Here is a 25,732-nt window from a genome sequence, read left to right on the forward strand (position 1 = left end):
CTGTAAAGTCCACCTTATGCTTTTATGATACTTAATGTATATGTTTTCGTATTTCCATCTTCTGCAACAACTTTAAGTTCGAATACAGTTGTATCTGAGGTCAAAGTGACCCGTCTGACAGCCGTATCATCAATTAAAATATTATTCACATAGACGAGAGCATGACTGCGTTCCGGCGTGAATTTTAAATCCGCGTATTCCACATCTCTATTTACATAGCTTTTATAGGAGTCTTCTGATAAACCAGCTTCTGTTCCATTTACTGTAATGCTTTTTAAGCTGGCATTGCTGTTATAATCCTTTAGAATGGATAACGTATCAAATACACCTCCAACATAGCTGTTTCCCCGGTTGGAGAACTTCACTGTGATTTTGGATTTACCATTCAGCCAATCTTTAGGAATCTGATAGCGGACGTCATAAAAGCCTGTGGGGGTTTTCGCCTGTATCGTTTCCTGCACCAACAGACGATTATCCACGAATACATTAAAGGTTCTTCCTGCATCACCGCTATAATACTTTGCACTGATATAGTTGGTCACCGAGGGATTGACGCTCATATCATAGCTAAACCAGCCCTGCCCATCGGCTGTTCCATGGACATGGCGGTAATTATATCCGCCAAAGGAACCGCCAGAGGAATTGCCCTGTAAATTATGGACCAATTCATGCTGATCGTTGGTGACTTGAACTTCATCAATGGTCGCTTCTAGTTTTTTGGCTGCGTTCTTGCTGTTTTTGATACTCTCCTGAAATTCCGGAGAATCAATGGCTGACAATATAAAATAAATCCCATACCGGTCAGTATACCTTTTATAATGGGGGGTGAATTTTAACCGGTTGTCTTCATCTGTATTTCTTAAGGTAAATTCAAACTTTCCTGGCTTTTGTACCAGATTGTTTTTTAAGCCTGCAATCCATGCATCTACAGATGTATCCTTTATTAAAATATAGTCTTTTATCATAACGCCATCAGGTATGGTTGCCTTTGCAGATGCCATATGAGATGCAGATACCATCTTTTCGGTTCCAAGGCCTGCACTTAAAACGACTGGTCCATATTGGAAAGCAACTGCCTGTTTATTATCAGGAAGTCTTGATGCCTTAATCTCCATGGGAAGATTGAGTTCAATCTGATCTCCAGACCGAAAGACTCTGCTGATATCCACATACCCATCCTTTTTTACCCCATAGAATACCGTATTATTTATCTTAATGGTAATGTTTTTACCCTCTGCAATCCAGGAGGGCACCCTGAATTTAATGGTAACTGCGGACCCTGGTGCTGTATTTATAGTAAATACTGCCTTCTCAGATTGTGGAATATCGGAATTCTGGGTAAGTGAGAAGTTTTTCCCGATCCAATTCAGTTCTGAGCTTATATACATATTTACGTATAGATCATTGCCACTATAAAAATAAAGACTGTCATTTAATTTCGTATAATTCTCCATCCCGCTGCCGGTACAGCACCAGAATGAATTTGTTTCCGTTCCAAATAACTTAAAATATCCGGTTCCCATGGGTTTAAAATAAGTTGTCATTCCTGTTTCCGGATTGATGGCTGACATGACTTCATTGATAAATGCATTCTCATAATAATCCGCATATTTTACATCCCCGGTGACCTTAAATAATTCTCTTGCAAGCTTTAACATGTTGTAGGTATTACAGGATTCATTGTTAATGTTATTTCTTGTGGCGTCCAGCTTTAAAGGTGCCCGGAAGCGTTCATTCTCGCTGTTTCCTCCGGTCACATAGGTATGATCTCTTACTACAGTAGCAAAAAACTGAGCGGCTGCATTCAAATAAAAGCTTTCACTTCCTCCCAGGGTACGATAACGGTTCAATGCACCAACAAATTTCGGAATCTGAGTATTGGCATGGAGGTTTTCCAGTACATTCCGTCCGCTTCCGATGGCAGTAAATAAGGAATCTTCATCGAATTTATGAGCGGCTGCCAAGTGATTAGGATTCCTCGAATATTTATAAAGCTCATATAAACAATCGTTCATTCCGCCATATTCCACATTCAGCACTTTCGTTTGAAGAGAACGGTCCCATGCAGAGGTTCTTTTATAGGCCCAATCCCCCAGCCTCTCTGCAACTGATAAGGCAGTTGCATTTCCTTCATAACGATAAACATCCACAAGACCTGCGATTAGTTTGTGCATGGTATACCACGGAACCCAGTTATCTCCTGTGGCTTTTCCTTCAATAATATCAAAATGCACTTCAAAGGACGCGAATAAATAACCATTTTTGCTCTTATCCTGAAACTTTTTCAGTTGGCTTATGGCATAATCCAGCTTCTGTTTGATCTGTGCATTCCGGCTGGGATCATTTTTTCTTGTCTGCTTAAAAGCCTGGGCCATGGCAGTCAGGTAATGCCCCAGAGTATGTCCCCTTAATAAGCTCCAGCCGCCTTCCCAGCCTCCGTATAAATGAATGCCTGATGTGTTTTTAGGATCCTTTCCATCTGAAACAGCCTGATAGCCTGCCAGGAGACGGTCAACATCCAGAGAAAGAATGTAATTTAAATCCTTTTCAAGGGCATTCACATAATAGGAATCTGTAATAATCACCTGCTCCATATCAAACTCATTCAAACCGGAACCCTCTGACATAATTGAAACACTTTCTTCTTCAAACAACATAGTTTCCTCCCACCATAATAATTTTAGATTACCTTTATATGATAAATCACCCGGCGTTTTATCGCCGGGTGATTTATTATCAAAATCCGGACCTTTTCAGGCCTGTCCTGTTATCACTTGTAATTTCTGATAACTCCTAAATCCCAGATGATCTGCTGATAAGGCCCTGACAGGCTGTTCGTACCTTGAATCAAAAACTCAACTCGGTCTATATTGTTTATTTCCATCTTCTGATTATAGCCTGCACGGATAATTTCACCGTGGGATACATTGGTGGTCCATCTGTCTGCTTTGTAGCTTAAATTACCTCTCCACGCCCACTTCTCAGCAACCTTATTCCATGGTCCTCCTGCACTATTGGATGTCCATAATTCATAGTAACGTCCATCCTTTTGATCCTCAATCGTCAGGTAATACTTACCATCTGCTAAGGATTTATAGACGTTTGCGCCTTCAAAGGTATCCCCTAATGCAACGGATGGAGCTCCCCAGCCGTTAGGGAAATTAGCGAGTGAAGTTCTTCTTACATACAATTTTCCAGAACCATCACTTGGTGTATTATACATATATGCATAGGAGTTATCACAAATAACATAATAATCCCAACCCATATTTCCTGACATGCCTAAGGATTTTGGTCCTGACCAGGATTTAGGATCTGCAATATTTGATGTTGTGGCATACGCTGCACCAAATGTGCCATCCTGATAAATCAGATACCATAATTTCTTTGGTTCGAAATAAAATACCTGAGGTGCACAAAAATAGTTCTCTCCAATAGAACTCATATAGGTGCGGGGAGCATTCTTAAGGCCTGAAAGGGTGGATGCTGACGTATAAAGCATCTGCCAGCCACCGCCCTGATTGGCGCCAGTATAAAATACATGATACTTACCTCCATAATACACGATGGTAGGATCTTTTGCACCATAATAATCATAAGGTCTTGCCTGGCCATGGAAAATAACTCTCTCATCTACATACCATGTTGGGTTTGCTATCGCTGTTGCACTCATTGATTTTTTCATAAAAATACGATCTCCCTTTAATTCAGTTTTCTGCCCGGAAACATTCCATCTTTCTTTAGACAGTGAATTATTGTTCTTGTTAAACTCTGATTAACCACCTCCCTCTACCAGTTTATGCAGCCACTTCAAAAGGGCTCCATTTTACCCTCTGAACGAAAAATGAACAAATTAATATAGTATGCCGCTATGAAAAAAAGATTCAGTTAACAAAAAAGCGGCTGCACCTTAGTCGTAAACCGCCTGAAAGTGCAACCGCTTTTTCTGTTTTTAACCTGCTTAAAATCATGCGGGTCAGGGCCATATATTTATCCTGCCGAAAGCCGGAGTAGAACATTCCCCGGCACGTTTTTTAAGAGTCAAATCCAAATCCTATATATCTTCATGTTGCAGCATGTCTGCATCTGCATATCTTTCAGCTTCTAAAACAGCTGCCTCTCTGGCTGCAATCATATCATCCGTGATCTGTTTTACTATATTTACGATTGGAATTGCCAAAATCATCCCCCAGACCCCTGCTACAGATCCGCCTATGGAGATGCCAATGACGATCAAAGCCGGACTAAGAGAAAAGGAATTCCCCATTAATTTAGGCTGAATCACATTTCCATCAATCTGCTGTGTAATTAATAGAACCACTGCAGTGATCAGGCCAGTGCCAATGCCATTGGTGCTGGCGACTACGATGACCGCTATGATGGAACCGAATATAGAACCAAAGTAAGGAATTATATTAAGAATCGCCAGCATCATGCCTAAGGCCACTGCATGCCTGGATCCTAAAACGGAAAATTCAATGGTGGTTATTATGCCAAGAATACAGGAATCTAAAAGCTGGCAGGCAATGAATTTCTTAAAGCTTTCGCTTATAATATTGCCGTACTTACCAATCACCTCTCTCGTTTTCCTTGGAAGAAAAAGTCTGGAAACACGGGACATATAATTCTTGAAATTATGTGTTTCCACCAATAAATATATAGAAGTGATGATGGCGATCACACTGCTGAAAATAACGGAAGTGAGACCAAACACAACATTTAAAGATGATAAAATATTGGTAAGCCCTATACTTTCTAACAGGATTTTGAGGCTGATTTTACTGGTCACCGTTTCTAAAATCGTATCCAGGACCTCGGTATTTTCAATGGGCAATTGCTTGATGGCTGTGATTGCATTGTTGTAATACGTGTTAAAATTAACGATAAAATCCGTGATATTCCTTTGAAGGGACGGAATAATGATGTTCATTGTTATGCTAATGATAACAATTAATAAAACATACACAATTAAGATACTGACTGACCTTGCTCTCTTCTTCCAGAACACAGATTTAGATCGCTTGAAATTTCGTTCCAAAGCAGAACAGGGAATATTCAGCAGATACGCAATGATGAATCCATAGAAAAATGGCATTAATATATTCATCCCAGCTTTTAACCAGCTCATAACGCCTGATACGTTCATGATTATTTTATAGGATATAATAACTAAGATGGCCAGCAGTAATCTGGATAAAAATCGTTTTGTTGTTGTTTTGTTGAGAAAATCTAAAATAACGAACCTCCTGACTATTTAATTACGGCCCGAAAAAGGTAATAAAAATACCTGCGATCAGGGCAGAACCTATGGTGCTGGAAACAATCGGCCCCATGGCATGCATGAGCAGATGATTATGGGGATTGTATTCCTGACCAAGCTTCTGGGAAACACGGGCTGCCATAGGCATGGCAGATACCCCTGAATTACCGATAAGAGGGTTAACCTTACCGCCTGTGATTTTACATAGCAGCTTTGCAATTAGGACTCCGCCTACGGTACCAAAGGCAAATGCGAATAGTCCAAGACAGATTATGAGAATCGTCTGAGGATTGATAATTCTATCTGCAGTAGCTGTAGAGCCTACGGAAATACCAATAAGCAGTGTCAAAATATTCAGCAGGTCATTCTGCAAGGTCCGTACATATCGTTCTGTCACACCGCTTTCCCTGATGATATTACCTAGCATCAGCATGGCAATTAAGGTTCCTGCTGCCGGTACGATTAGCAGCGTGGCGAATGTAATACCAAAGGAAAAAATCAGTTTTTGACGGCGTGTCACTCTTTTTGACTCCGGCATCACAATGACCCGCTCTTTTTCCGTGGTAAGCATACGCATAATGGGCGGCTGAATCAGAGGCACCAGGGCCATATAAGAATATGCCGCTATGGTAATAACAGGCAAAAGCTGGGGTGCCAGAAGCTCAGCCGTATAGATGGAGGTCGGTCCATCAGAACTGCCGATAATACCAATGGCTGCTGCTTCCTGTAAACTGAATCCGTCAAATGCCGGTACAACACTAGAAAGTCCCTTTCCCACCAGCAAGGCTCCTCCCAAAGCTGCAAAGATACCAAGCTGTCCTCCAAGTCCTATGAGTGCACTCTTAGGTGATGAGATGAGAGGTGTAAAATCCGTCATGGCTCCGATACACAAAAAGACCAGTGGAGGATAGATTCCAAGAGAAATTCCCTGATATAAATAATAAAGCAGCCCGCCCTTATCGTGTGCGGACAAGCCGGATAAAGGGAGATTTGCTATGGCCATACCAAATGCCAGGGGAAGAAGCAATAAGGGTTCATATTTCTTTTCTATTGCTAAGTAAGCCAGAAATAACGCAAGTACTACCATAACAAACTGAGGTACGGTGAGATGCATGAAACTAAGACTAGAAAGAAATTTATTTAAGAACATCGATAGTATCATCTCCTACTTTATTAGATATTTGTATAGCCTTCACTGTTGATAATGGCCTCTAACTTCTGGCCTTCCCTGCACATCGTGCATTCCCCCATACTGTATACCTGATACCCAGGAATGTCTTCCCTTGTAAACATGGAATGAATTACCTGTTCATCACCTGCCGGGTATGCGTTAAATAAAGCAGAGATCCCTGCGATTACCCCTCCATAATACGTGATACAATCCAGAGCGCGGCCAATCGTCGTACCACTGGAAATGGAGGCCACCAGCAAAACAATTTCCTTGTCTCTGATATACTGCTGGACGTTGCATTGAAATAACAGCTTACCGTTTGCACTGATCACCGGCTTTAATACCCGGATTTCTTTCCCGGTGTTAATGACACCTACTCCCTCCTGCATAAGCTCTTCTGCCAAATAAGCGCCAATTACTTCAGTTCCCTCCATACAGACAATGGTATCCACTGAAACATTCGCCAGATACGGTATGGACAGCTCCCTTGCCACATCTTTCGCTATGACAGCATTGGTCTTTAATTCACTGACATCAAGATAATGACTGATATGAAAGTGATTGGTAGTAAAATGTCCTGGTATTACCTTCATGGATATGAGGGGATTTTTAGTTAACGAAACACTATAAGCTCTGTCTTCCATTTTTTCTCCTTTATTCATGCCTTGTATTTAAAAAAATGCACCCACTTTAATAGTAACATAGAATGGATGATAAGAGCAAGCCCTCCAGCCATTAAGTGCCGTAAAATCAGGGTTCTTAAGGAATACTGTGTATATAAACAATATTATTATGGATTATATCCTTTTTTTGGTAATTATTATGCCGAAAATGATAAGTTTTCTAATTATGTATAAAAATACAATTTATTGATTGATGTATTCACTTTACTATGGTATAGTGTTAATGAATGTTTAGCCACATTCGTACAATGTTCAACAGAGCCATCCTCATATCGTTGGCTCTGTTCTTTGTTTTTTTTTGCTGAGAGCACTATCGAAGCCAGGAAAGTAACAAAAGGCCATAACAGGACATGGTATCCTGTCAGGGCCTCTTTGCATTTATATTAATACATATTAATGATTGCCTTTTAATAGCAATAGAAAATTATCAGCTAAACCGTGTAGCTTTTCTCTACTGCCCGATGTTCTGGCATAAACCCGAACGCCAAGTAAAGTACTATGAAGAATTTCAGCCAGGGAATCTGCACTGAGGCTGCATGAAAATTCTCCATCCTTTTGCCCTTTTCGTATCAGTTCTCCCATGAGTCTCTCTGATTGCGCAAGTGCTTCCTCTGCCTTTTCATCTACTTCCTTATCCCGCATTGCCATCTCAGTAACTGCATTAACAATAAAGCAACCACATGGGTGTTCTTCAGTGCCGTCAATCATAAGACTAAATATATTTTTGATTCCTTCCCTGGCGGTCTTTGCCTGTGAGATCACACAGTTTAATGCTTCTGAGGTGTTTAAGCTATAACAGTCTATGGCTTTTAAGTACAACGAATGCTTGTCGCCAAAGGTATCATATAAGCTTTTTCGATGAATTCCCATATGCTCGACCAAATCGCTCATTGATGTCTTCTCATATCCCTGAAGCCAAAATAATTCCATGGCTTTTTTAAGAACCTCATCTTCCTCAAATTCCTTGTTACGTCCCATTGCCCTACCTCCTGTTTTTACATCATAACATTTATAGAACGAACGGCCAAGTATTTTCAGGAAAATATCATTTAATCGTTGAAAAATGATACGGATAACGGCTGTCTTTCTGTAAAACGTTTGAATTTATTCTTTGGGTATCCTACCATGACACAGCCTGTTATCTTCTTTTCTTCCGGAATATGTAACAGCTTATTAAGCGGAGAATCTTCACTAAGGGCACATAACTCCAATAACCCAGCCCAGCAGGATCCTAAGCCTAAAGAGGGAGCGTATAACTCCAGATAAGTTAATGAAAAAATCGAACTTTCTCTGCCCACATAATGATCTTTATTCGCTAAGGATAAAATAAGACTGGGGGCATCTCTTAGAATCTTGTCAACCTTAGTTTCTCTGTATTCCTTTATTAAAGAGCCTAAATAGTTACTCCAGGTGGGATGATTCTCCAGCCAGTTGATACATTCTTCTACGATCTTTTCAATCATATTCTTATCATCGATAATCAAAAAAGAAATACCTTGTGAATTACTGGCTGTAGGTGCAAGATGAGCTACATCTACAAGCTGAATCAGTTTCTCTCTCTCTACGGGCTTACTCTTAAAGGTACGAATGGAACGACGAGACCGGAGAAAATTCTTAGCCTCTTCTGGATTTAATTTTGTCATATCCCCTATCTCGGTTTGCATGCCAAGGGGTGACTTCTCATTGTCCATAGCGTCTTTTGGGCAAACGGCCACGCAATGGCCGCAGGCAATACAGGAACCACCATTTATCTCTACCGGACCTGTTGATTCCATCTTTATTACCGTCGTTGGACATTCCTCTACACAGAGCCCGCATTTGATACACTTCTCTTCATTTACTGTTATTAAACCCATTTTGATTTACTCCTTATCTTTTTATTTATTATCTTTTTCAAAAATCACCGACACGTGCTCACTTCTTCGTCTAATCTTTATGTACCAATCATCAGCCGCACAACTGATGTTTTCTAATTATAGAATGACCGTTCTACAATTTATGCTTAGTATATCTTTTTTAGAACGACTAGTCAAGTATTTTTTATTGTTTTGATTTGGGATAAAAGAAAAAGAAGACAATGCATCTTATCATTGCCTCCTTTTACCTCTTATTAAAATACTAATCAGATTACCACACCATTAATGATCTTCATATTTCTTACCAGCTCCGGAACGGCCTTTTTGCCTTCGGTCGAAGGCTTCAATTGGTATTGGCCCCCGCACAACCGTACGAAGAATTTGAAGTCCCCCATGTTCATCCGCAGCGATTCTCCAGTCAACCATCAAGATCTCACCGTTTACAATCTCAATGCCTGAGATTCCTCGTGTGCGGGTGCAGCATCCGGTATTAAAATATGGGACATCTTCTGCCTTTGGAAATTTAGGTCTGTGGGTATGACCGCAAATCAGCATAACCCTGCGCCTCCGTATCCATTCGTCATAAATTCGTTCCACTTTATGTCTTTTAAATAGATTGCGGGCAGGGCTTGTGGGGTTATCAAAGCCAACCAGATGAAGATACCGCCACAGATAACGAAGTAACAGCATGGAGATGAACCAAAACTGGTCGTTCATGATATCCCCCTGGTGTCCATGGAGAACCAATATCTTCTGATTGTTGTTTTTATATTGAAGGACCAAGGCCTCCTTGGGCTCCAGGCCCTTAAACAAATCCACCTTCTTCTGATTATATTCATCGTAAAATTCATAATAATTCGTTTTTACGAAATGCTTTGATTTTAAATAAATATTGTGATTGCCATACAGCATGATAAAACGCCCGGTATCAAAAAACTTTTTGATGGCTGTAAACACATCGGTATGGGCAAGGCGGATCACACTGAAATTTTTATACTCCCACAATTCATCCCCGTCCCCTACCTCTACGTAGACGTAATTTTCTTTATAATAATAATTTAAAGCATGTAAAAATATATTCTGATTTCTAATAAACTCATCAGAAACACTGTCATCTCCACGATGGCAGTCACTAAAGAATATAAATTTTGAATTAGAATCAAATGGTATTCTTGTGGCATGTTTAAATGCCCTGGTCAGTCTTTTATTTGCTCTCTTATTCGCTCTCATATTTGCTCCGGATCTCTTTTTCTTTATAGTATTTAGAAATATCCTGAGTTTTATACGGATGATAAGGAGATAAAAGGAAATAGAAAATTTATGATGAAATAAATGAATGAAGCTCTAGTATTTTATCATCCCCCGGATTAGGCACTTCTCTGCCGTCTGTGTTACTGGTAGTAACATATATAGAACCATCCATGGCCTGATAGACATCCCTCAGCCGTCCAAACTCACCGCTAAGTATCCGCTCCACATGAACTGCCTGGGTTCCTGATTCGTCAAACGTGATGGCCACAAGTGCATTTCCACGAAGTGTTGCCACAAGGAGCTGACCGCTTCTGGGACCACTGGTGACAAAGGTGATTCCTGCCGGAGCCCAGGTATCCTCCCCGCTTTCCAGGACAGGCGAAATAAAATCATTCCCTGGCATTTCCCCGACGCCTGTAACCAAAGGCCAGCCATAATTGCCCCCTGGTACTATGATGTTGATTTCATCATGAGTCCTGTCTCCATGCTCGGAAGCAAACAGTATCCCCTGGTCATTCCAGGCAAGCCCCTGGGGATTTCGAAGTCCCAGGGCATAAACCGGGGAATCTGGAAATGGATTGTCAGAAGGAATGCTTCCATCGGTTCCAATTCTTAAAATTTTACCAGCCAGGCTGTTTCGATCCTGGGAAAGATTCCGGTCTCCCCCATCTCCGGTGGTTATATAAAGATATCCATCCGGTCCAACTTTTAACCGTCCGCCATTATGAATTAAGCCTGCCGGAATCCGGTCCAGAAGAATTTTCTCCTCGGATACGGTATTTCCCCCTAATCTTATACGAACCACACGGCTGTAAATTGCCCCCTGATCCTCATAGGTATACATCAGATACATATATCCGTTCGTCAGGAAATTTTTATCCAGCGCGAGCCCCATAAGCCCGCCTTCTCCCCTATTTACAAAGGGCGGGCCATATGTATACAATGTTACTGGATTTAATATACCATTTTCTATGACACGCAGATTTCCCGTGCGTTCTGTAAAGAACAACCTTCCGTCTTCACTGACCTCTACGGCCCATGGGATTCTTAAGTTCTCTGCAATGGCCTGTATCTGGGAGATATCATTTTGATTCTCAGTTATCTCCAAAGAGACATAATTCTCCTTCTGGTACCCGACTCTCCTTTGGCTCAATGTTTGAAATCTCCCGTTAAGCATGTCATCTTCCTTTATAAACATGGTATTACCTACCATTTTCTTCCTATCATTATATGAAAATATTGATTTCTATGTGAGGTATTAAGGCAGATAAATATTAAGTCCGTTAAAAATGTGTTATACTAAAGCATAGGCAGCAGCGGCTCATTCCTTACATAATGGGTATGCCTAAACATAGAAAAGAACAATGACTCGAAAGGAGAATGCTTATGAAGTTAAGTAAACAAAGATTCCATATCTTTTTCATATTGCTCACAATGCTGTTAGTTCTGGGTGTAAGTCCCGTGTATGCCAAAGAGGACGCAATACCAGCCATCGATGTGGAGGCCACTCTTCAACGGGATGGTTCTGCAGTGATAAGGGAAGTCTGGGATGTGCGAGGAGTCTCAAGCGGCACGGAATATTACAAGGCACTTAACAATATGAAAGGTATGAGCGTCCACTCTCTTATGGTATGGGATGAGACTGGAACGCAGTTTAAAACTCTGGATGACTGGAACACAAAATTATCCAGAGAGGAAAAGGCGGGCAAAAGCGGCATATTAAAAACCTCTGATGGATATGAGCTCTGCTGGGGAATTGGAAGCTATGGTGACCATCAATACACCATTCAATATACCATCGATGGATTGGTAAAAAATTATGGAGATTACGCAGGATTTTATCACCAGTTTATCTCCGACCTTTCCAGCCCTCCTCAATCTGTCCATGTTACGATTAAAATGGCGGATACAGGCTTAACAGAAGACAATGCCCGCATCTGGGGATATGGCTTTAAAGGTGAGGTAAAAATCGCAGATAATGGCACCCTTACCGCTATTTCTTCCAAATCATTGGGGAATAACGATTATGTAAATGTTCTCTCCCGCTTTGAAAAAGAATTATTCCCTCAGGCCCCCAAAGCAAATATGACATTTGAAGCTCTGCAGAAATCAGCAGATAATGATAACTCAAATACCGCTTTATATATTGCCCTATCGATAGTAGCGGCGGCTATCATTATCATTATTTTCTTAATTTCCTTCTTCGCTTCCAGATATAAGCTGGCAGATGGTAGTACCGTTCGGCTTTCAGGTATGAAACAAATTGAGGTGAATTACTCCATTCCATTCGGCGGCAGTATCCCTGCTGTTTATTCTACGATGCAGTTGCTTCGCAGGAACATTTCCTTTGATAAGCTTATCAGTGCTTATTTCATTCGTTGGCAGGAAACTGGCTATATTCATATGGAAAAACAGAAGGCAGAAGCTATCGTGTTTTATCCGGATAAAACACCTGACTCCCAGTTAGAGCGTTCACTATACGATATCTTAAGTTATGGCACCGATGCCACGGGAATTCTTTTGATTTCAGACCTGGAAAAAAGAGGGGAAGAGCTTTATGATAAGCTTAATGCCTGGGAGGAATCAGTGAAGCAGGAAGGGGAAGAGGAATTAATCCGCTCAGGCGCAGCGGCTGCCGGTGAGAAGGGAGCTGTCCTGTTTACTGCTTCCGGCTTTGAGCAGGCAAAACGGATACTGGGACTTCAAAAATATCTCCTGAAGATGATTATGCAAAAAGAAGACAAAGAGGCAGACAGACAGCTTTGGGGAGATTATTTTGTAATCGCTGCCTTGTTTGGTATTGGTGATAAGGTCTTAAAACGTTTTAAAGCCCTTGATCCTTCCCATTTCGATTATTTCGCTGGAAGATATGGCTGTAATTCCTACAGCATGTTTTACCTTATGACTATGACAAACCATATCTCCAGCACTGCATCTCCCAGTTCAAATATAAACGGTATGGGAGGCGGTACCAGTTCCTTTGGAGGCGGCGGTTTCTCTGGAGGCGGTGGCGGAGGAAGCCGTTAAATGAGATAAAGTATAAAACGCTAAAACGCAGGCTATCTTCCTTAACGGAATCGATAGCCTGCATTTTTTATTTACCAATCAGAACTGAGCATCATGACTTAAGTTCCTCTTGTTTTAAGATTCGGACTGTTTTAATTAGAAGATACAGAGTTAAAATCATATATCCCGCTCCTGCTCCAATGGAAAATATGGTCGGATTCAAGGGCCCAAATAACCAAAGAAAAAACGTGATTCCAGCTATCCCTCCCATGTAATGACCAAACAAAAAACCAATGGTTTGTTCCTTTAAAGATAATTCATGTTCGCCAGCGACCAGACGCTGGAGACCTTTCGTGGAAAAGATAAGGGATAAAGAGGTAAACAATATTACTCCGCTTATCATGATATCAGTCCATGTTCCTTTAAAAATTCGTGGGCAACCTCTTCCGGAGACTGCTGTAATTCATCCACCTTATAGTTCAGCTCGCCCATAACCTCGTCTGTTAACAGTGGATTTAATTCTTCCAAAATGGCGGGAATTTCCGGATACTGTTCCAGTGCCTCTCCACGGATAATCGGCATTGCATAATAAGGAGGAAAGAATTTTTGATCATCTTTCAGAGATCTTAAATTAAATTTCTTTAAGAGGCCATCTGTTGCATAGGCATCAATCACATCTACGTCACCTTTTTGCAGGGCTGAATAACGGGGAGCATTGTCTAAGGTAATGTTTTGGCCAATCTGAAAGCCATACGTCTTTTGAATCCCGGAAAGACCATCTTCCCGGTTGGTAAATTCAAAGGTCAGCCCTGAGGTCATACTACCTGCCTTCTTTGCAAAATCACTGATGGTCTCAAAGCCGTACTTGTCTGCTGTCTCCTGAGTTACGGCAAGTACATACGTGTTATTAAAATTCATTTGCTTTAATACATCAATATTGTAGATATCTTTTAATTCATCTTTTACCGTCTCATAGACCTTATCCATGTCGCTGATGGGCGGGTGCTTAAGCGTATCGGTATAAGCCGTTCCACTATATTCCACATAGAGGTCAATGTCACCATTTTTCAATGCTCCAAAGCATACCTGAGTTCCTCCAAGGTTCAGCCTTCTGTTAACTGAAATATCGGTACGGTCCTCGATAAGATCCGCCATCATATTTCCTACAATCTCCTGCTCCGTAAAATCCTTAGAGCCTATGGAAATAGTCCGGGAGCCTTGCATACTTCCTCCCAGAGAGGTAAATACAAAGATTCCTGTAAGCATCAGTGCAGCCACACTAATTCCAGCTTTCTGAACGGTTCTCTTTTTCTTCTTAGACACTGTATCTCCCTTTTGGAGACTTATAGGCGTTACTAACTTTTCTACCAGACCAATTAAAAAATCAACCATCAGTGCAAGCAGACAGGCTGGTATGGCTCCAGCTAGAATCTGGTTGTTGTTCACTGTCCTTATTCCGGAGAAAACAAGATAACCAAGGCCTCCGGCTCCGATAAATGCTGCCATGGTCATAAGCCCTACTGCGGTTACGGATGCAATACGCACCCCTGCCATGATGACCGGAAGGGCCATTGGGATCTGCACTTTTGTCAGCACCTGAAGAGGTGTCAGACCAATTCCCTTGGCAGCTTCCAGTGTCTGGGGATTGATGCTCTCAATTCCCGTATAAGTATTTTTAATAATGGGGAGCAGGGAATAAAGAACTACTGCTGACACAGCCGGAACCGTTCCGATTCCAAAGAGAGGAATCATGAAGCCCAAAAGGGCCATACTGGGAATCGCCTGAATGATATTGGCAATGGATAAAACCGGTTTACCGGCTTTCGATGCATAAGAGATGAAGATGCCAAGAGGTACGCCAATCAAGATAGCCAGACCAACAGAAATAGCAGTCAGCTTTAAATGTTCGATTAATAATGAAATGATTTGAGGATATTCACTTCCTAAAAATTGTATAAAACTCATTATGCCTCTCCTCCTTCATAGTCAAAATACTGCTGGCTTAACGTGGTGACCAGGCTGCTTCGTGTGATGAGACCCTTTAAGCGCTTTTCCTCATCCACCACGGGAACTGTGGATACCTGGTTTTCCGTTACTATCTTCAGTGCATCCAAAATACACTGCTCTGGTAACAGAGACGGATAATCTTCATACATATATTCCTCAGCCAGACGGGTCCTGTCTTCCACTCCCCTCAGCCTTTTAGCCTTTACGATTCCTTCCAGATGTCTTGTGGCACGATCCACGATTAAAAGACTGTCTACTTTATTCTGGCGCATTTTTTCAATGCACTTTAAAACAGTCAGATCTTTATATGCAATGACCGGATTCTCAATCATAATATCGGATACCTTTATATACTCCGGCGAAGACCAGATTCTGTTCTTCCCTACGAAGTTTGATACGAATTCATCCTTGGGGTTGTTTAAAATGTTTTCCGGCGTGTCGTATTGAAGAACATCACCGTCCTTCATAATGCAGATCATATCCGCGATTTTAATGGCTTCATCCATGTCATGCGTTACAAAAACAATGGTCTTTTTAAGCTTTGCCTGGAGCTGCACCAGCTCATCTTGAAGGTCAGACCTTGTCATGGGGTCAAGCGCTGAAAAAGGTTCATCCATGAGAATAATATTGGGGTCAATGGCAAAGGCTCTGGCAACCCCCACTCTCTGCTGCTGCCCTCCACTGAGCTCTGTTGGATAACGGTGTAAGAACTCATTACAGTCAAGGCCCACCATCTGCATCAGCTGTTCCGTATTTTTTTCAATGTCTGCTGCAGCTCTTTTTTCCAGCTTTGGAATCAGCTCGATGTTTTCCTTTACTGTCATATGAGGAAACAGTCCGGTCTGCTGTATGACGTAGCCGATACTCCTTCTTAAAGCCACCTCATCCATACTGTTTATACTTTTACCATCAATAGAAATCGTGCCCGATGTGGGCTTAATCAGACGATTGATCATTTTTAGAAGTGTTGTCTTACCGCAGCCACTCTCTCCAATCACAGCCACCAGGCTGCCACTTTTAATCGTAAATGTAACTTCATTAAGAACTTGTTTTGTCTTATATCGCTTTGAAATTCGTTCAAATTGTATCATAATTTTGCCTCCTTCTGAACAAAGTAACAACTTAATTATATTGTAAAGTTGTTACTTTGTCAAATCGGAGCACGAAAAAAGCCTGGAGCATTTCGGCTCCAAGCCTGATAAAATAAGGGTTATTGGGGTGGATATAAAAATTCTTTTACCCTGTCTGACGTATCATCCTGAGTAACAAAATATATGGTATCGTTCTCCGATAACGCAACGTATGGTCCTGGCGATTTCATAATGGTATCGTTTCTGCTGACACCTATGACCGTAGCACCTGTGCGCTGCCAGAATTGTATTTCCGTGACCGTTTGATTCAAATAAGCACAGTCCTTTGTGATTTTTATTTCAAATGGCATAAACGGATTCATGGAACGGAAATGTACAGATGCCTCAATTAAGTCCTTCAGACAATCATTTAAAATCTCCATTTCCTGTTTCTGACGGCTCACACTTTTTAAAAGATTTTCTTTGATGGTATCAATGGTCTGCCTCTTGCCGTTTTGCTGAATGTATTGTGCAGCCTTTTTCTGGGACCTGATAATAATACCATTTCCCTTTTCAGAGGTAACGATTCCAAGATCGCTTAAGATGCATATCGCCCGACGTGCGGTCTCCGGAGACACACTGTACTGGCTGGCAAGGGAGGATCGGGCATAGATTTTCTCTCCCTCCGGATATTCCCCGTTGGCAATTCGTGCAGCAACTTCAACGGCAATCTGCTGATAGCGGGGAATGGCTGTTTTATTTTTTACCTCTATGGCCATAAGACTCTCATTTCCTTTTCTTCCTTTAATAATGTTATATCAGAATCAGTATAGCCTAAAACCCATGATTAGGCAAGACATAGGCACAACAGCTCCAAAAACTGGAAATAAAGCGCTTTATTCTCTCAAATGAAAGACGTGGCATAGAAAATAACCGCTTATCTACACGATGTTTTAAAGAAAATAAAGGGTAGTAAGCGGTTATTTGATTTATTTTATAATCCCATCTTCTGTCTCTTCTTCATAATATGGCTTTCGATATCATTAGCCACCTGCTCCGGGTCATCTCCCAATGCGATTTTACCGCCTGTCAGGCTCTCCACATCTTCTGTAAGAAGCTTCACAAGCTTTGGTGCGCCAGTGATAAAAGGTGTAGGAGAAAGATGAGTATATGCGCCGTAAGCTACAGCAAATACGCCATCGATAGTTGCCTTCTGTTCCATCCACTCCGGTGCTGTCACAGCTATAGGAAGGTCTGATATATCCACATCCAGATGGTCAGCCAAAGCTGTTACAAGCATGGAAACTCTTCCGGTATCCGTACAGGTTCCAAAGCTTAAGACCGGTGGAATTTTAAGGGCACTGCATACTCCCTTAAGCCCTTCTCCTGCCTGGTTGATGGCGTCTAAGTTACACATTCCTGCCACCTCAAGACCGTGGTTTCCGCAGCCGCCTGCAACGACCAGTATATCCTTTTTAATCAGCTCCTTTGTTAAATTAACTGTATTCCAGTCCTGAGGACCGTTTCTCAGCGTGGAGCAGTTAGCCAGGGCAACAATTCCTTTGATCTGTCCTTTTGCTATGACATCTACTAAGGCATTTAAATCATTCCCCACTGCATTTAACACTGCTTCGGTTGAAAAACCTGCAATGGCTTTCTGCTTATGGTGGGGAACCATTGGTTTGATTTTATTATGGCGTTTTTTAAAGTTCTCAATTGCTACGTGAATGCATTTTTCCGCCATCTCCGCTGCCTTCTGAGGATAATATGGCATCTCATGTTCCGTTCCAGGAACTCCAATAATAGTGCTTACGCTTACCAGGGCTACCTGATACTTTTCTGCATACTGGTCAATGGCTGGAGGAGAACAGTTCTCTTCCATGACAAATGCATCTACCGTACCAGTGGCTAAAAATGGCTCTATGGCTAACCAGTTTCCCATAAGACCGATAAATACGTCGTCAACCTCAAATCTCTGAAGCAATTCCTGCCCGGTCTCAATAGAACCTACGATATGAATTCCTTTGGCTCCTGACTGTCTTGCCAGCTCTTGAAATTCTTCTGTCTTGGCTAATTGTAACGCTGCTGCTCCGATCCAAGGCTGATGTCCGTTAAATGCAATATTTACATAGTCCGGGTCCATAATACCAAGGTCAACATCCACCTCATGAGGCTTTGGCGTTCCAAACAGGATATCCTGGGTCATCTCAAGACCGATCTGGGCCGTATATATCGTGGATAATCCCAGGCGCAGTGCCTTTTTTGCCAAAGATACATAATCTCCGTCAACATTGGTCAGGCAGCTTGCAATGCTGTTTTGCACCTCGTGCTCAATTCCAGATGGATAGATGTTTAAGTCTCTCCATATCTTCTTCCTCTTTTTTGGTGCAAAGGCTTCCACCATAACGCTTTCATGGTCAGGGTTTAACTTCATCTCCCGGTCTAAGAGTTCTGCAAGGCAGGTTGCCATCTGATTTACGTTCTGGTTTGTATCAATTCCTGTTTTTTCGCACATCCATTTTAGCTTATCCACATCTGTAATCTGAAACGTGGTATTGCCCTTTCCGGTCTCTTTTAAGGTTCGGAATGCTTCATAGGCGTGGTGTGCATAGGTAGCCGCTCCCATGATATTTCTCATGAGAAGATTCCTCATTGCCATGGCATCCGGGCCGATTCCGCAGGCACCTTTTTCCGGGCCCTTCTGCTCATTGATTCTGCATGGCCCGTTGGTACACAACTGGCAGCTTAAACCCTGTAAGCAAAATTTGCATCGGATTTTTTCCTGTTCATCAAATCTGGAAAATACACTGGATAATCCATCATCTCTTATCCGAATGAGCATCTCTTCTACGGAATCGTGGTAGCTTACGCGCCCCTTTGTCTTTTCTAAAATTGCTTCTGTCATAATAGCCTCCATTCATAAAGATTCAAGGTTAGTATGTCAGATATTAGCAATTCGATTCTGATATATTTAATCAATACATAAAAAATAACGAACCAGCCTTACTTTCCATAATGGCTGATTCGTTATTCCTAAATAACAGCAGAACCTTTTGGCTCCCCTCAAAAGCAGTTACTGAAAATTAAATATCTGCTCCAGTACTTCTACCTTACCTGTATGAGGTTTGCTCATATTACCAAGTAAAGCGGCATTGGGCACCAGAACCATAGTTGTTGTCTGATAGCCTTTATCTTTTATTTTAGCACAATCAAACTCCACCAGCAGCTCCCCTGCCTTTACATGATCTCCCTGCTTCACAAATGCCTGAAAACCATCTCCCTCTAATTGTACCGTATCAATGCCGATATGAAGTAATACCTCCATTCCATCTGCCGTTTTCATGCCGATGGCATGTCCCGTAGGAAAGACAGTTATAATCTCTCCTTCTACGGGAGCATAAAGCTTCCCTTCCTCTGGTTCAATGCCAACGCCAGGCCCCATCACTTCTTCTGCAAACACAGGATCACTGACCTCAGCCAAAGGAATTACGGTTCCTTTTAAGGGGCTGTAGATGGTGTTTGGCTCGCAGATGATACTTTTTGCAGCCGGAGTTTCTGATACATTTTTTTCTTTGTTACCAAATAGATTATTTAAAAATCCCATTATAATCATCCCTTTATATGCTTATTTCATTGATTCCCACCGGTTCTTTAATACAAATGCAGCACTCTTTGGTTGTCTTGCCCGAGTAAAAATGCCTTTTTTGTTTCCATTGACTCGCATGATTCCTTCTGTGGTCTGGAAATCAGCAAAATTCCACACCAGTTCGCCCTGTACAAAATCAAATTGATCAAATATATCAAAATTCATATCCAGATATTCATTCTGGTACTCCTGGCTCCACATAATACTTGGAAGTTTATGTTCCGTTGCCATGGTATCGGTACCGAATTCAGTGAATACAAACGGTATATTCAGATTTTTATCTTTCCACTTATTCATTTCAATTAAGAACGCTTCCCTTGCATCTACAAGTTCTGGTCCTCCTTTGATATACCAACCGTAATACCGGTTCAAACAGATAAAATCACAAAGCTGATAACACTTACAGAGTTCCGGCTGGCTGTTCTTTTCAAAGGCACCAGTCATAGGACGATTCTGGGGGTCCAACGCTCTTGCAGCATCAAAAATTGGGGTGAAATATTCCTTAGACTGCTCACTGGTGGTTTCTGGCTCATTAAACAAACTCCATGCGATGACAGAAGGATGGTTTTTGTCTCTTACAATCATTTCCTCTACGGCCTGAAGATGTGCCTTCTGCAGATTGGGTACGGTAGGAGTTTCAAAAAATCCGGTATACTTACCAGTTCCAGCCGCAGCAAAGTTTCTGGTGGATCTCATCATTCCCACTGCAGGAACCTCATCAATAATTAAAAAGCCTTCCTCGTCTGCAAACTGATACCACTCTTCCGCATATGGATAATGGCTGGTACGAAAACAATTGGCACCCATCCATTTCATACATTCAAAGTCTCGTTTTAAAACACCCCAGTTAAAACCGCGGCCAATGACTTCAAAATCTTCATGCTTTCCAAAGCCTTTTAGATAAACAGCCTTGCCGTTAATCTTAATTTCTTTTCCTTCGATGTTCACCGTCCGGATGCCGATCTTTGAAGAATACTCATCGATTAAGGTTTCCCCATCCCAGATACGCATAACTGCCTGATAAAGATAGGCATTCCCTACGTTCCAAAGATGTGCACCTGGGACAAGGACGCTTCCCTGTTTTCCTGTGCTTTTAGCCACCGGCTGTTTTTCCTGATCCAACAATTCAAAGGAAACCTCATGGGTTCCATTGGTCATAATCTCGTAGCGGACAACGGCATCTTCTCCGTTTAATTCATAATCCACGTTAAAGTCTTCGATAGATTCCTTTGGCTTTGAAACAAGCCATACGCTTCTTTGAATTCCGGAATAATTGAAAAAGTCGAAATAGGGCTTAGCCAGTTTTCTTCCATCGCTCAGCACTGTGGTGGTTCCGCATGGAAGGGTCTCTTCACTTAATTCGTTGTTAGCCTTCACCACAAATGTATTCATTTCGCCAAATTTCACATGGTCTGTTACCTTGGCGACCACTGGAAGGAAACCACCTTCATGTTCGCTTACCAGATTGCCGTTGCAGTATACAGATGCGCGATGGGTAATGCTTCCAAAGCGGATTTCCAGCTCCTGTTTCTCCCATTCTACTGGTACGAACACTTCTGTCTCATACCAGAAATCCCCGCAGTAATCCCGCTCTTCTTTTGTTGTAAAAAAATCAGAAAAGCTGGCAGGAACCGGCATGGAGATGGAGTCTGGCAGCTTATGCTGCCAGCCCTCTAATAATCCTTTTTCCTCAGGATCAAAACTAAACTTCCACATACCATCCAAGGAGTGGGCCATTCTGGCCTGGTTACTGATTGGATATAATTCTGAAAAATTCAGCATTGTTAATCTCCTATTCTTATTTTGTTTGTTCCTCATTCTTATAGGCAAAGAGGTATGTCACCAGGAATACTCCTACAAAGGATACTACCATTGATATAATAATCGCCGGTCCTGACATAGCATAAAGAGCTGGCATTGTCAAAACATTGATGGGGACCTGAGCGGTACGGATGCTTCCGGTCACAGCAGCGATAATACCACTGAGTCCGTTAACCACACACATGCAGATAAATATTCTCTTATTTTTCATTAAAACACCATAGATACCTGGCTCAGTAACACCGCCAATAAGAGCTGAGATGGATGCGGAACCTGATACTAATTTAAGATCTTTATCCCTTGTTTTCAAGAATACGGCCAAACATGCTGCTGCGATACCAAAGTTAGCACCGAAGGTCGGCGGCATAATATAATCATAACCTAAAACAGAGTAATTGTTCATGATAATCGGTAAAAAGCCCCAATGTAAGCCAAATACAATAAACAGCGGCCATAAGGTTCCCAGGACTAATCCTGCAATGGCTGGGGAGAAGGAAAACACTGCCTGGATTCCTCCGGCTAAACCACGGCTCACTACATCAGTTACTGGTCCAATGGCAATGAGAGCCAACGGGAAAACAATTACAAAATCCACCAACGGAATAATTATACTCTGAATAATCTTAGGAATTACTTTCATTAAACCTTTTTCCAGCTTTGACTGGGCATAAACCGTAATAAGAATCGGAAGTACAGAGCTAGGATAGCTGATCAGTTTTACAGGAATAGAGAAAAATGTAACAACTGCTTCCTTATCATTAAAGAGTCCGGTCATACTAGGATAACACATGGCGCAGGCAATTGCCATAGAGATAAACGGCTTGGCGCCAAACTTTTGAGCTGCACAGTATGCAAGGAATACCGGCAGGAAATAAAAGATACCATCGGATGCTGCATAAAGTATGGTATAAGTAGTGGAAGTTTTATCAAGAAGAGACAGGGTGGTGAAAAGTACGAGAAAACCTTTTAAAAGCCCTGCTCCGGTGAACGCTCCCATAAACGGCATGAAAATACCAGAGATTAAATCTGTTATTTTTTCTACAACACTGCCTTTTTTATCGCCAGAAGTTGAGTGAGCTGCTTCTACGGATTCACTACTATTCTTGTCTCCAATGGAAGTCTGAAGTAGAATCTGGTCATATACATCTTCCACGTCACTTCCGATTACGACCTGGTACTGACCGGCTGCCTGCATTACCTTAATAACGCCCTGCATATTTTTTAATGTTTCTGTATCTGCCTTGCTTTCGTCCTTTAATTTAAAACGAAGCCGAGTAATACAGTGGGTGAGGGAATTTACATTTTCTTCCCCACCAACATGCTCCACAATATCTTTGGCTAATTTTGAATAATCTGCCATACTAATTTCCTCCTATAATTTTCTATCAAAAAAGCCTGGTCATCCCCTATTAGTAAGAAGAATAACCAGGCTTTGCTGAACTTAATCATAACACTGCCAAACTAACTGTTTTTCAATTGTGATAAATGAACTGCCAGATAAATCAATTCATCGTGGCCTGCTTTGTAATGATACTTTTCTTCAATATAATTACATACCTTCTGACTGCAGCGGTATTCATCGGGGTAGTTTCTAAGAAGCTCCTCGAGCATACGTGCTCCGCCATGCTCTTTATAATAATACTTTGTCATGACCCGCTGTGCAAAAAATTTCAAATGGGTCATATATCGGTAATAGGGCAGCGAATCTTCTTTTACCTGAAACTTAAGCTCTGACATAATAAGGTCATTTAATTCACTTACCATTACAATCATCTTTTTTGCATTTCCGCTTATTTGATTATGACGTGCCGTCACAAAATGCATAGCCACAAAGCCTGCTTCATCATTGGATAACCGGTAACCAAATTTCGCCTCGATCAAATCAAGCATCTTCTGTCCGACCTTGTATTCATCTGGATAGAATCGTATGATATCATGAAGAATGGAATTCGGTACAACAAGCCCCTGCTTAAAATTCTCTACCGCATGGTAAATATGATCGACCAGGGAAATATGAATGGTTTCATTCAGGGTCATATCATAGACCTGGACTGCGTAATCTATCACATCCTCTGCCACCATTATATATTCCTGGGGCACGGTATCTAAAATTTCGCGGAACTGACTTTTATGATTTTTATCTTTTAGGATAAACTGTTTTTCCACCCGCTCCTGGTCGATGGCGTCTCCGTTTCGGCTCTTAAATCCAAGTCCGCTACCTAAAAGCAGGACATCCTGTCCATTTTCATCGTTGGATATCACAGCATTTGTATTTAATATCTGCTTAATAATCATTTTCATAAAAGTATCCTCAATTTCACTGTTTAAATGAATCATAACGTTACAGATATATTTAAAAAACAAAAAAACAAGTATGCACCAAAAAAACAGATGCAGACTTGCCTAATTTAATAGTAACACTCCTGTAAACTGATTACATCTTATCACAGGAGTGTTTTTAAAACAATCGTTATTTTAACTAATAATCTTCAGTACATTTTGTACACTTTTACAGATTTTCTCCATTGGTCCCTATGACATTTTTATACCATTCAAAGGATTTTTTCTTATATCGGTTTAAAGTACCAGTTCCGTCATCATTACGGTCAACGTAGATAAAGCCGTAGCGTTTCTTTAGCTGTGCAGTGGAAGCGCTGACTAAGTCAATGCAGCCCCAGCTGGTATAGCCCATGACTGGAACTCCATCTTCTATGGCTTCTCTCACCTGAATGAGATGATCTCTTAAATAATTGATCCGGTAATCATCAAGGACCGTTTTTGTTCCATCTGGCTCTGTGATTAATTCATCCACGGCTCCCAATCCATTCTCCACGATAAACAATGGCTTCTGCCAGCGGTCATAAAACTGATTTAACACATAGCGGATTCCCTGAGGATCGATGGCCCAGCCCCATTCACTTTGTTTTAAATAAGGATTTGTCACTCCGCCCATGAGATTTCCTTCCCCAGCCTGTGCCTTTAAGCGGTCTGCGGCTTCGCATGCGCTCATATAATAGCTGAATGATACAAAATCAACGGTGTGATTCTTTAACAGCGCTTCATCTCCATCTGCCATCTGAATCTGTATATCATTTTCTTTAAAATATCGTTTCATATAACCAGGGTACTCGCCTCTCACATGCACATCTCCGAAAAATGTATTCATGTGATCGGCTTTCATGGCTGCTATAACATCATCCGGGTCTGAGGTCAGGGCATACATTGGCATGCTTAAAATCATACACCCAATTTTGCTATCAGGCATCATTTCATGACCTATTTTCGTTGCCAGGGCACTGGCTACCAGTTCATGATGAATGGCCTGGTATAAATCCTGTTTTTTTAGCTGGCTCTTATCCGTATAGATTCCGCCGCTCATAAACGGTTCATGGAGCACGGAGTTAATCTCATTAAATGTGAGCCAGTATTTTACCTTGCTGCCGTAGCGGTTAAATATGGTTCTGACGTATCGCTCATAAAAGCTTATCATGTCCCGGTTAACCCAGCCATCGTACTTGACAGATAAGTGCAACGGAGTCTCATAATGAGAGATGGTTACCAGAGGCTCGATTCCATATTTTAACAGTTCATCAAACAGATCATCGTAAAACTGGAGTCCCTTTTCATTAGGTTCTTTCTCATCTCCACCAGGAAAGATCCGGCTCCAGGCAATGGAGGTTCTAAATACTTTAAAGCCCATCTCTGCAAAAAGCTTAATGTCGTCCTTATACCGATGATAAAAATCAATACCAATGAGCTTCATATTGTCGGATGTGGGTTCCTTTGTTATCGGCCCTTTGATACCGTGAGGGGCTACATCCTGGGTACTTAACCCTTTTCCGTCTTCGTTATATGCTCCTTCACACTGGTTCGCAGCCACTGCTCCTCCCCATAGAAAACCATCTGGAAATCTCATATTCATAGTGAATCCTCCTTTGGAATAAATATAGATGACGACTAT

The 25,732-nt window shown here is 41.6% G+C and carries 19 protein-coding genes; 1 reads left to right on the forward strand and 18 read right to left on the reverse strand.

The window, feature by feature from the left end; translation table 11 throughout:
• Positions 1-14: 14 nt before the first annotated feature.
• The 9 genes from OW255_RS13525 to OW255_RS13565 form a co-directional block, all read right to left on the reverse strand.
• Entirely contained in the window at positions 15-2,657 is a 2,643-nt protein-coding gene (locus OW255_RS13525) for a glycoside hydrolase family 127 protein (protein ID WP_268114338.1), read from the reverse strand.
• 113 nt (positions 2,658-2,770) lie between these two features.
• The gene (locus OW255_RS13530) at positions 2,771-3,685 is read right to left on the reverse strand and encodes a non-reducing end alpha-L-arabinofuranosidase family hydrolase (RefSeq protein ID WP_268114339.1); all 915 of its coding nucleotides are present in this window, start codon (positions 3,683-3,685) and stop codon (positions 2,771-2,773) included.
• A 369-nt stretch (positions 3,686-4,054) separates the two neighbouring features.
• Positions 4,055-5,128: an AI-2E family transporter gene (locus tag OW255_RS13535; RefSeq protein WP_268114340.1), complete on the reverse strand. Its 1,074-nt coding sequence runs from the start codon at positions 5,126-5,128 to the stop codon at positions 4,055-4,057.
• A gap of 130 nt (positions 5,129-5,258) precedes the next feature.
• Positions 5,259-6,422, reverse strand: coding sequence for a sodium ion-translocating decarboxylase subunit beta (locus OW255_RS13540; RefSeq protein ID WP_416861595.1), 1,164 nt, complete (start codon positions 6,420-6,422; stop codon positions 5,259-5,261).
• 11 nt (positions 6,423-6,433) lie between these two features.
• Positions 6,434-7,075, reverse strand: coding sequence for a hypothetical protein (locus OW255_RS13545; RefSeq protein WP_268114342.1), 642 nt, complete (start codon positions 7,073-7,075; stop codon positions 6,434-6,436).
• Positions 7,076-7,507: 432 nt separating this feature from the next.
• A complete protein-coding gene (locus OW255_RS13550; protein ID WP_268114343.1) occupies positions 7,508-8,092 on the reverse strand; it encodes a TetR/AcrR family transcriptional regulator in 585 nt (194 codons plus the stop codon).
• Between the two features lie 71 nt (positions 8,093-8,163).
• Complete coding sequence (locus OW255_RS13555; RefSeq protein ID WP_268114344.1) at positions 8,164-8,970, reverse strand: nitroreductase family protein; 807 nt, start codon at positions 8,968-8,970, stop codon at positions 8,164-8,166.
• 282 nt (positions 8,971-9,252) lie between these two features.
• Complete coding sequence (locus OW255_RS13560; RefSeq protein ID WP_268114345.1) at positions 9,253-10,200, reverse strand: metallophosphoesterase; 948 nt, start codon at positions 10,198-10,200, stop codon at positions 9,253-9,255.
• An 88-nt stretch (positions 10,201-10,288) separates the two neighbouring features.
• The gene (locus tag OW255_RS13565) at positions 10,289-11,329 is read right to left on the reverse strand and encodes a PQQ-dependent sugar dehydrogenase (RefSeq protein WP_268114346.1); all 1,041 of its coding nucleotides are present in this window, start codon (positions 11,327-11,329) and stop codon (positions 10,289-10,291) included.
• 278 nt (positions 11,330-11,607) lie between these two features.
• Between OW255_RS13565 and OW255_RS13570 the strand changes: the two genes are divergently transcribed.
• Positions 11,608-13,248: a DUF2207 domain-containing protein gene (locus OW255_RS13570; RefSeq protein ID WP_268114347.1), complete on the forward strand. Its 1,641-nt coding sequence runs from the start codon at positions 11,608-11,610 to the stop codon at positions 13,246-13,248.
• Positions 13,249-13,626: 378 nt separating this feature from the next.
• On the opposite strand, the gene OW255_RS13575 is transcribed toward OW255_RS13570, so the two are convergent.
• From OW255_RS13575 to OW255_RS13615, 9 genes are all read right to left on the reverse strand, one after another.
• The gene (locus OW255_RS13575) at positions 13,627-15,192 is read right to left on the reverse strand and encodes an ABC transporter permease/substrate-binding protein (protein ID WP_268114348.1); all 1,566 of its coding nucleotides are present in this window, start codon (positions 15,190-15,192) and stop codon (positions 13,627-13,629) included.
• Positions 15,192-16,325 carry an ABC transporter ATP-binding protein gene (locus tag OW255_RS13580; protein ID WP_024835208.1) on the reverse strand — a complete coding sequence of 378 codons (1,134 nt, stop codon included), beginning with the start codon at positions 16,323-16,325 and terminating at the stop codon, positions 15,192-15,194. Before OW255_RS13580 ends, OW255_RS13575 begins: the two co-directional genes overlap by 1 nt.
• Positions 16,326-16,444: 119 nt before the next feature.
• A complete protein-coding gene (locus tag OW255_RS13585; protein ID WP_051464591.1) occupies positions 16,445-17,083 on the reverse strand; it encodes a GntR family transcriptional regulator in 639 nt (212 codons plus the stop codon).
• A 215-nt stretch (positions 17,084-17,298) separates the two neighbouring features.
• Positions 17,299-19,209, reverse strand: a complete 1,911-nt coding sequence (gene cooS, locus OW255_RS13590) for an anaerobic carbon-monoxide dehydrogenase catalytic subunit (RefSeq protein WP_024835206.1) — start codon at positions 19,207-19,209, stop codon at positions 17,299-17,301.
• Positions 19,210-19,377: 168 nt separating this feature from the next.
• Positions 19,378-19,908 (reverse strand): PTS sugar transporter subunit IIA, encoded by a 531-nt coding sequence (locus OW255_RS13595; RefSeq protein WP_268114349.1) that lies wholly within the window; start codon positions 19,906-19,908, stop codon positions 19,378-19,380.
• 21 nt (positions 19,909-19,929) lie between these two features.
• Positions 19,930-21,732: a beta-glucuronidase gene (uidA, locus tag OW255_RS13600; protein ID WP_268114350.1), complete on the reverse strand. Its 1,803-nt coding sequence runs from the start codon at positions 21,730-21,732 to the stop codon at positions 19,930-19,932.
• A 16-nt stretch (positions 21,733-21,748) separates the two neighbouring features.
• Positions 21,749-23,131, reverse strand: a complete 1,383-nt coding sequence (locus tag OW255_RS13605; RefSeq protein ID WP_268114351.1) for a PTS transporter subunit EIIC — start codon at positions 23,129-23,131, stop codon at positions 21,749-21,751.
• Between the two features lie 101 nt (positions 23,132-23,232).
• Positions 23,233-24,072 (reverse strand): PRD domain-containing protein, encoded by an 840-nt coding sequence (locus tag OW255_RS13610; protein WP_051464590.1) that lies wholly within the window; start codon positions 24,070-24,072, stop codon positions 23,233-23,235.
• A 208-nt stretch (positions 24,073-24,280) separates the two neighbouring features.
• A complete protein-coding gene (locus OW255_RS13615) occupies positions 24,281-25,687 on the reverse strand; it encodes a glycoside hydrolase family 1 protein (RefSeq protein WP_334308260.1) in 1,407 nt (468 codons plus the stop codon).
• Positions 25,688-25,732: the final 45 nt, after the last annotated feature.

It is taken from the genome of Lacrimispora xylanolytica (genome assembly GCF_026723765.1).
Taxonomy (GTDB): domain Bacteria; phylum Bacillota; class Clostridia; order Lachnospirales; family Lachnospiraceae; genus Lacrimispora; species Lacrimispora xylanolytica.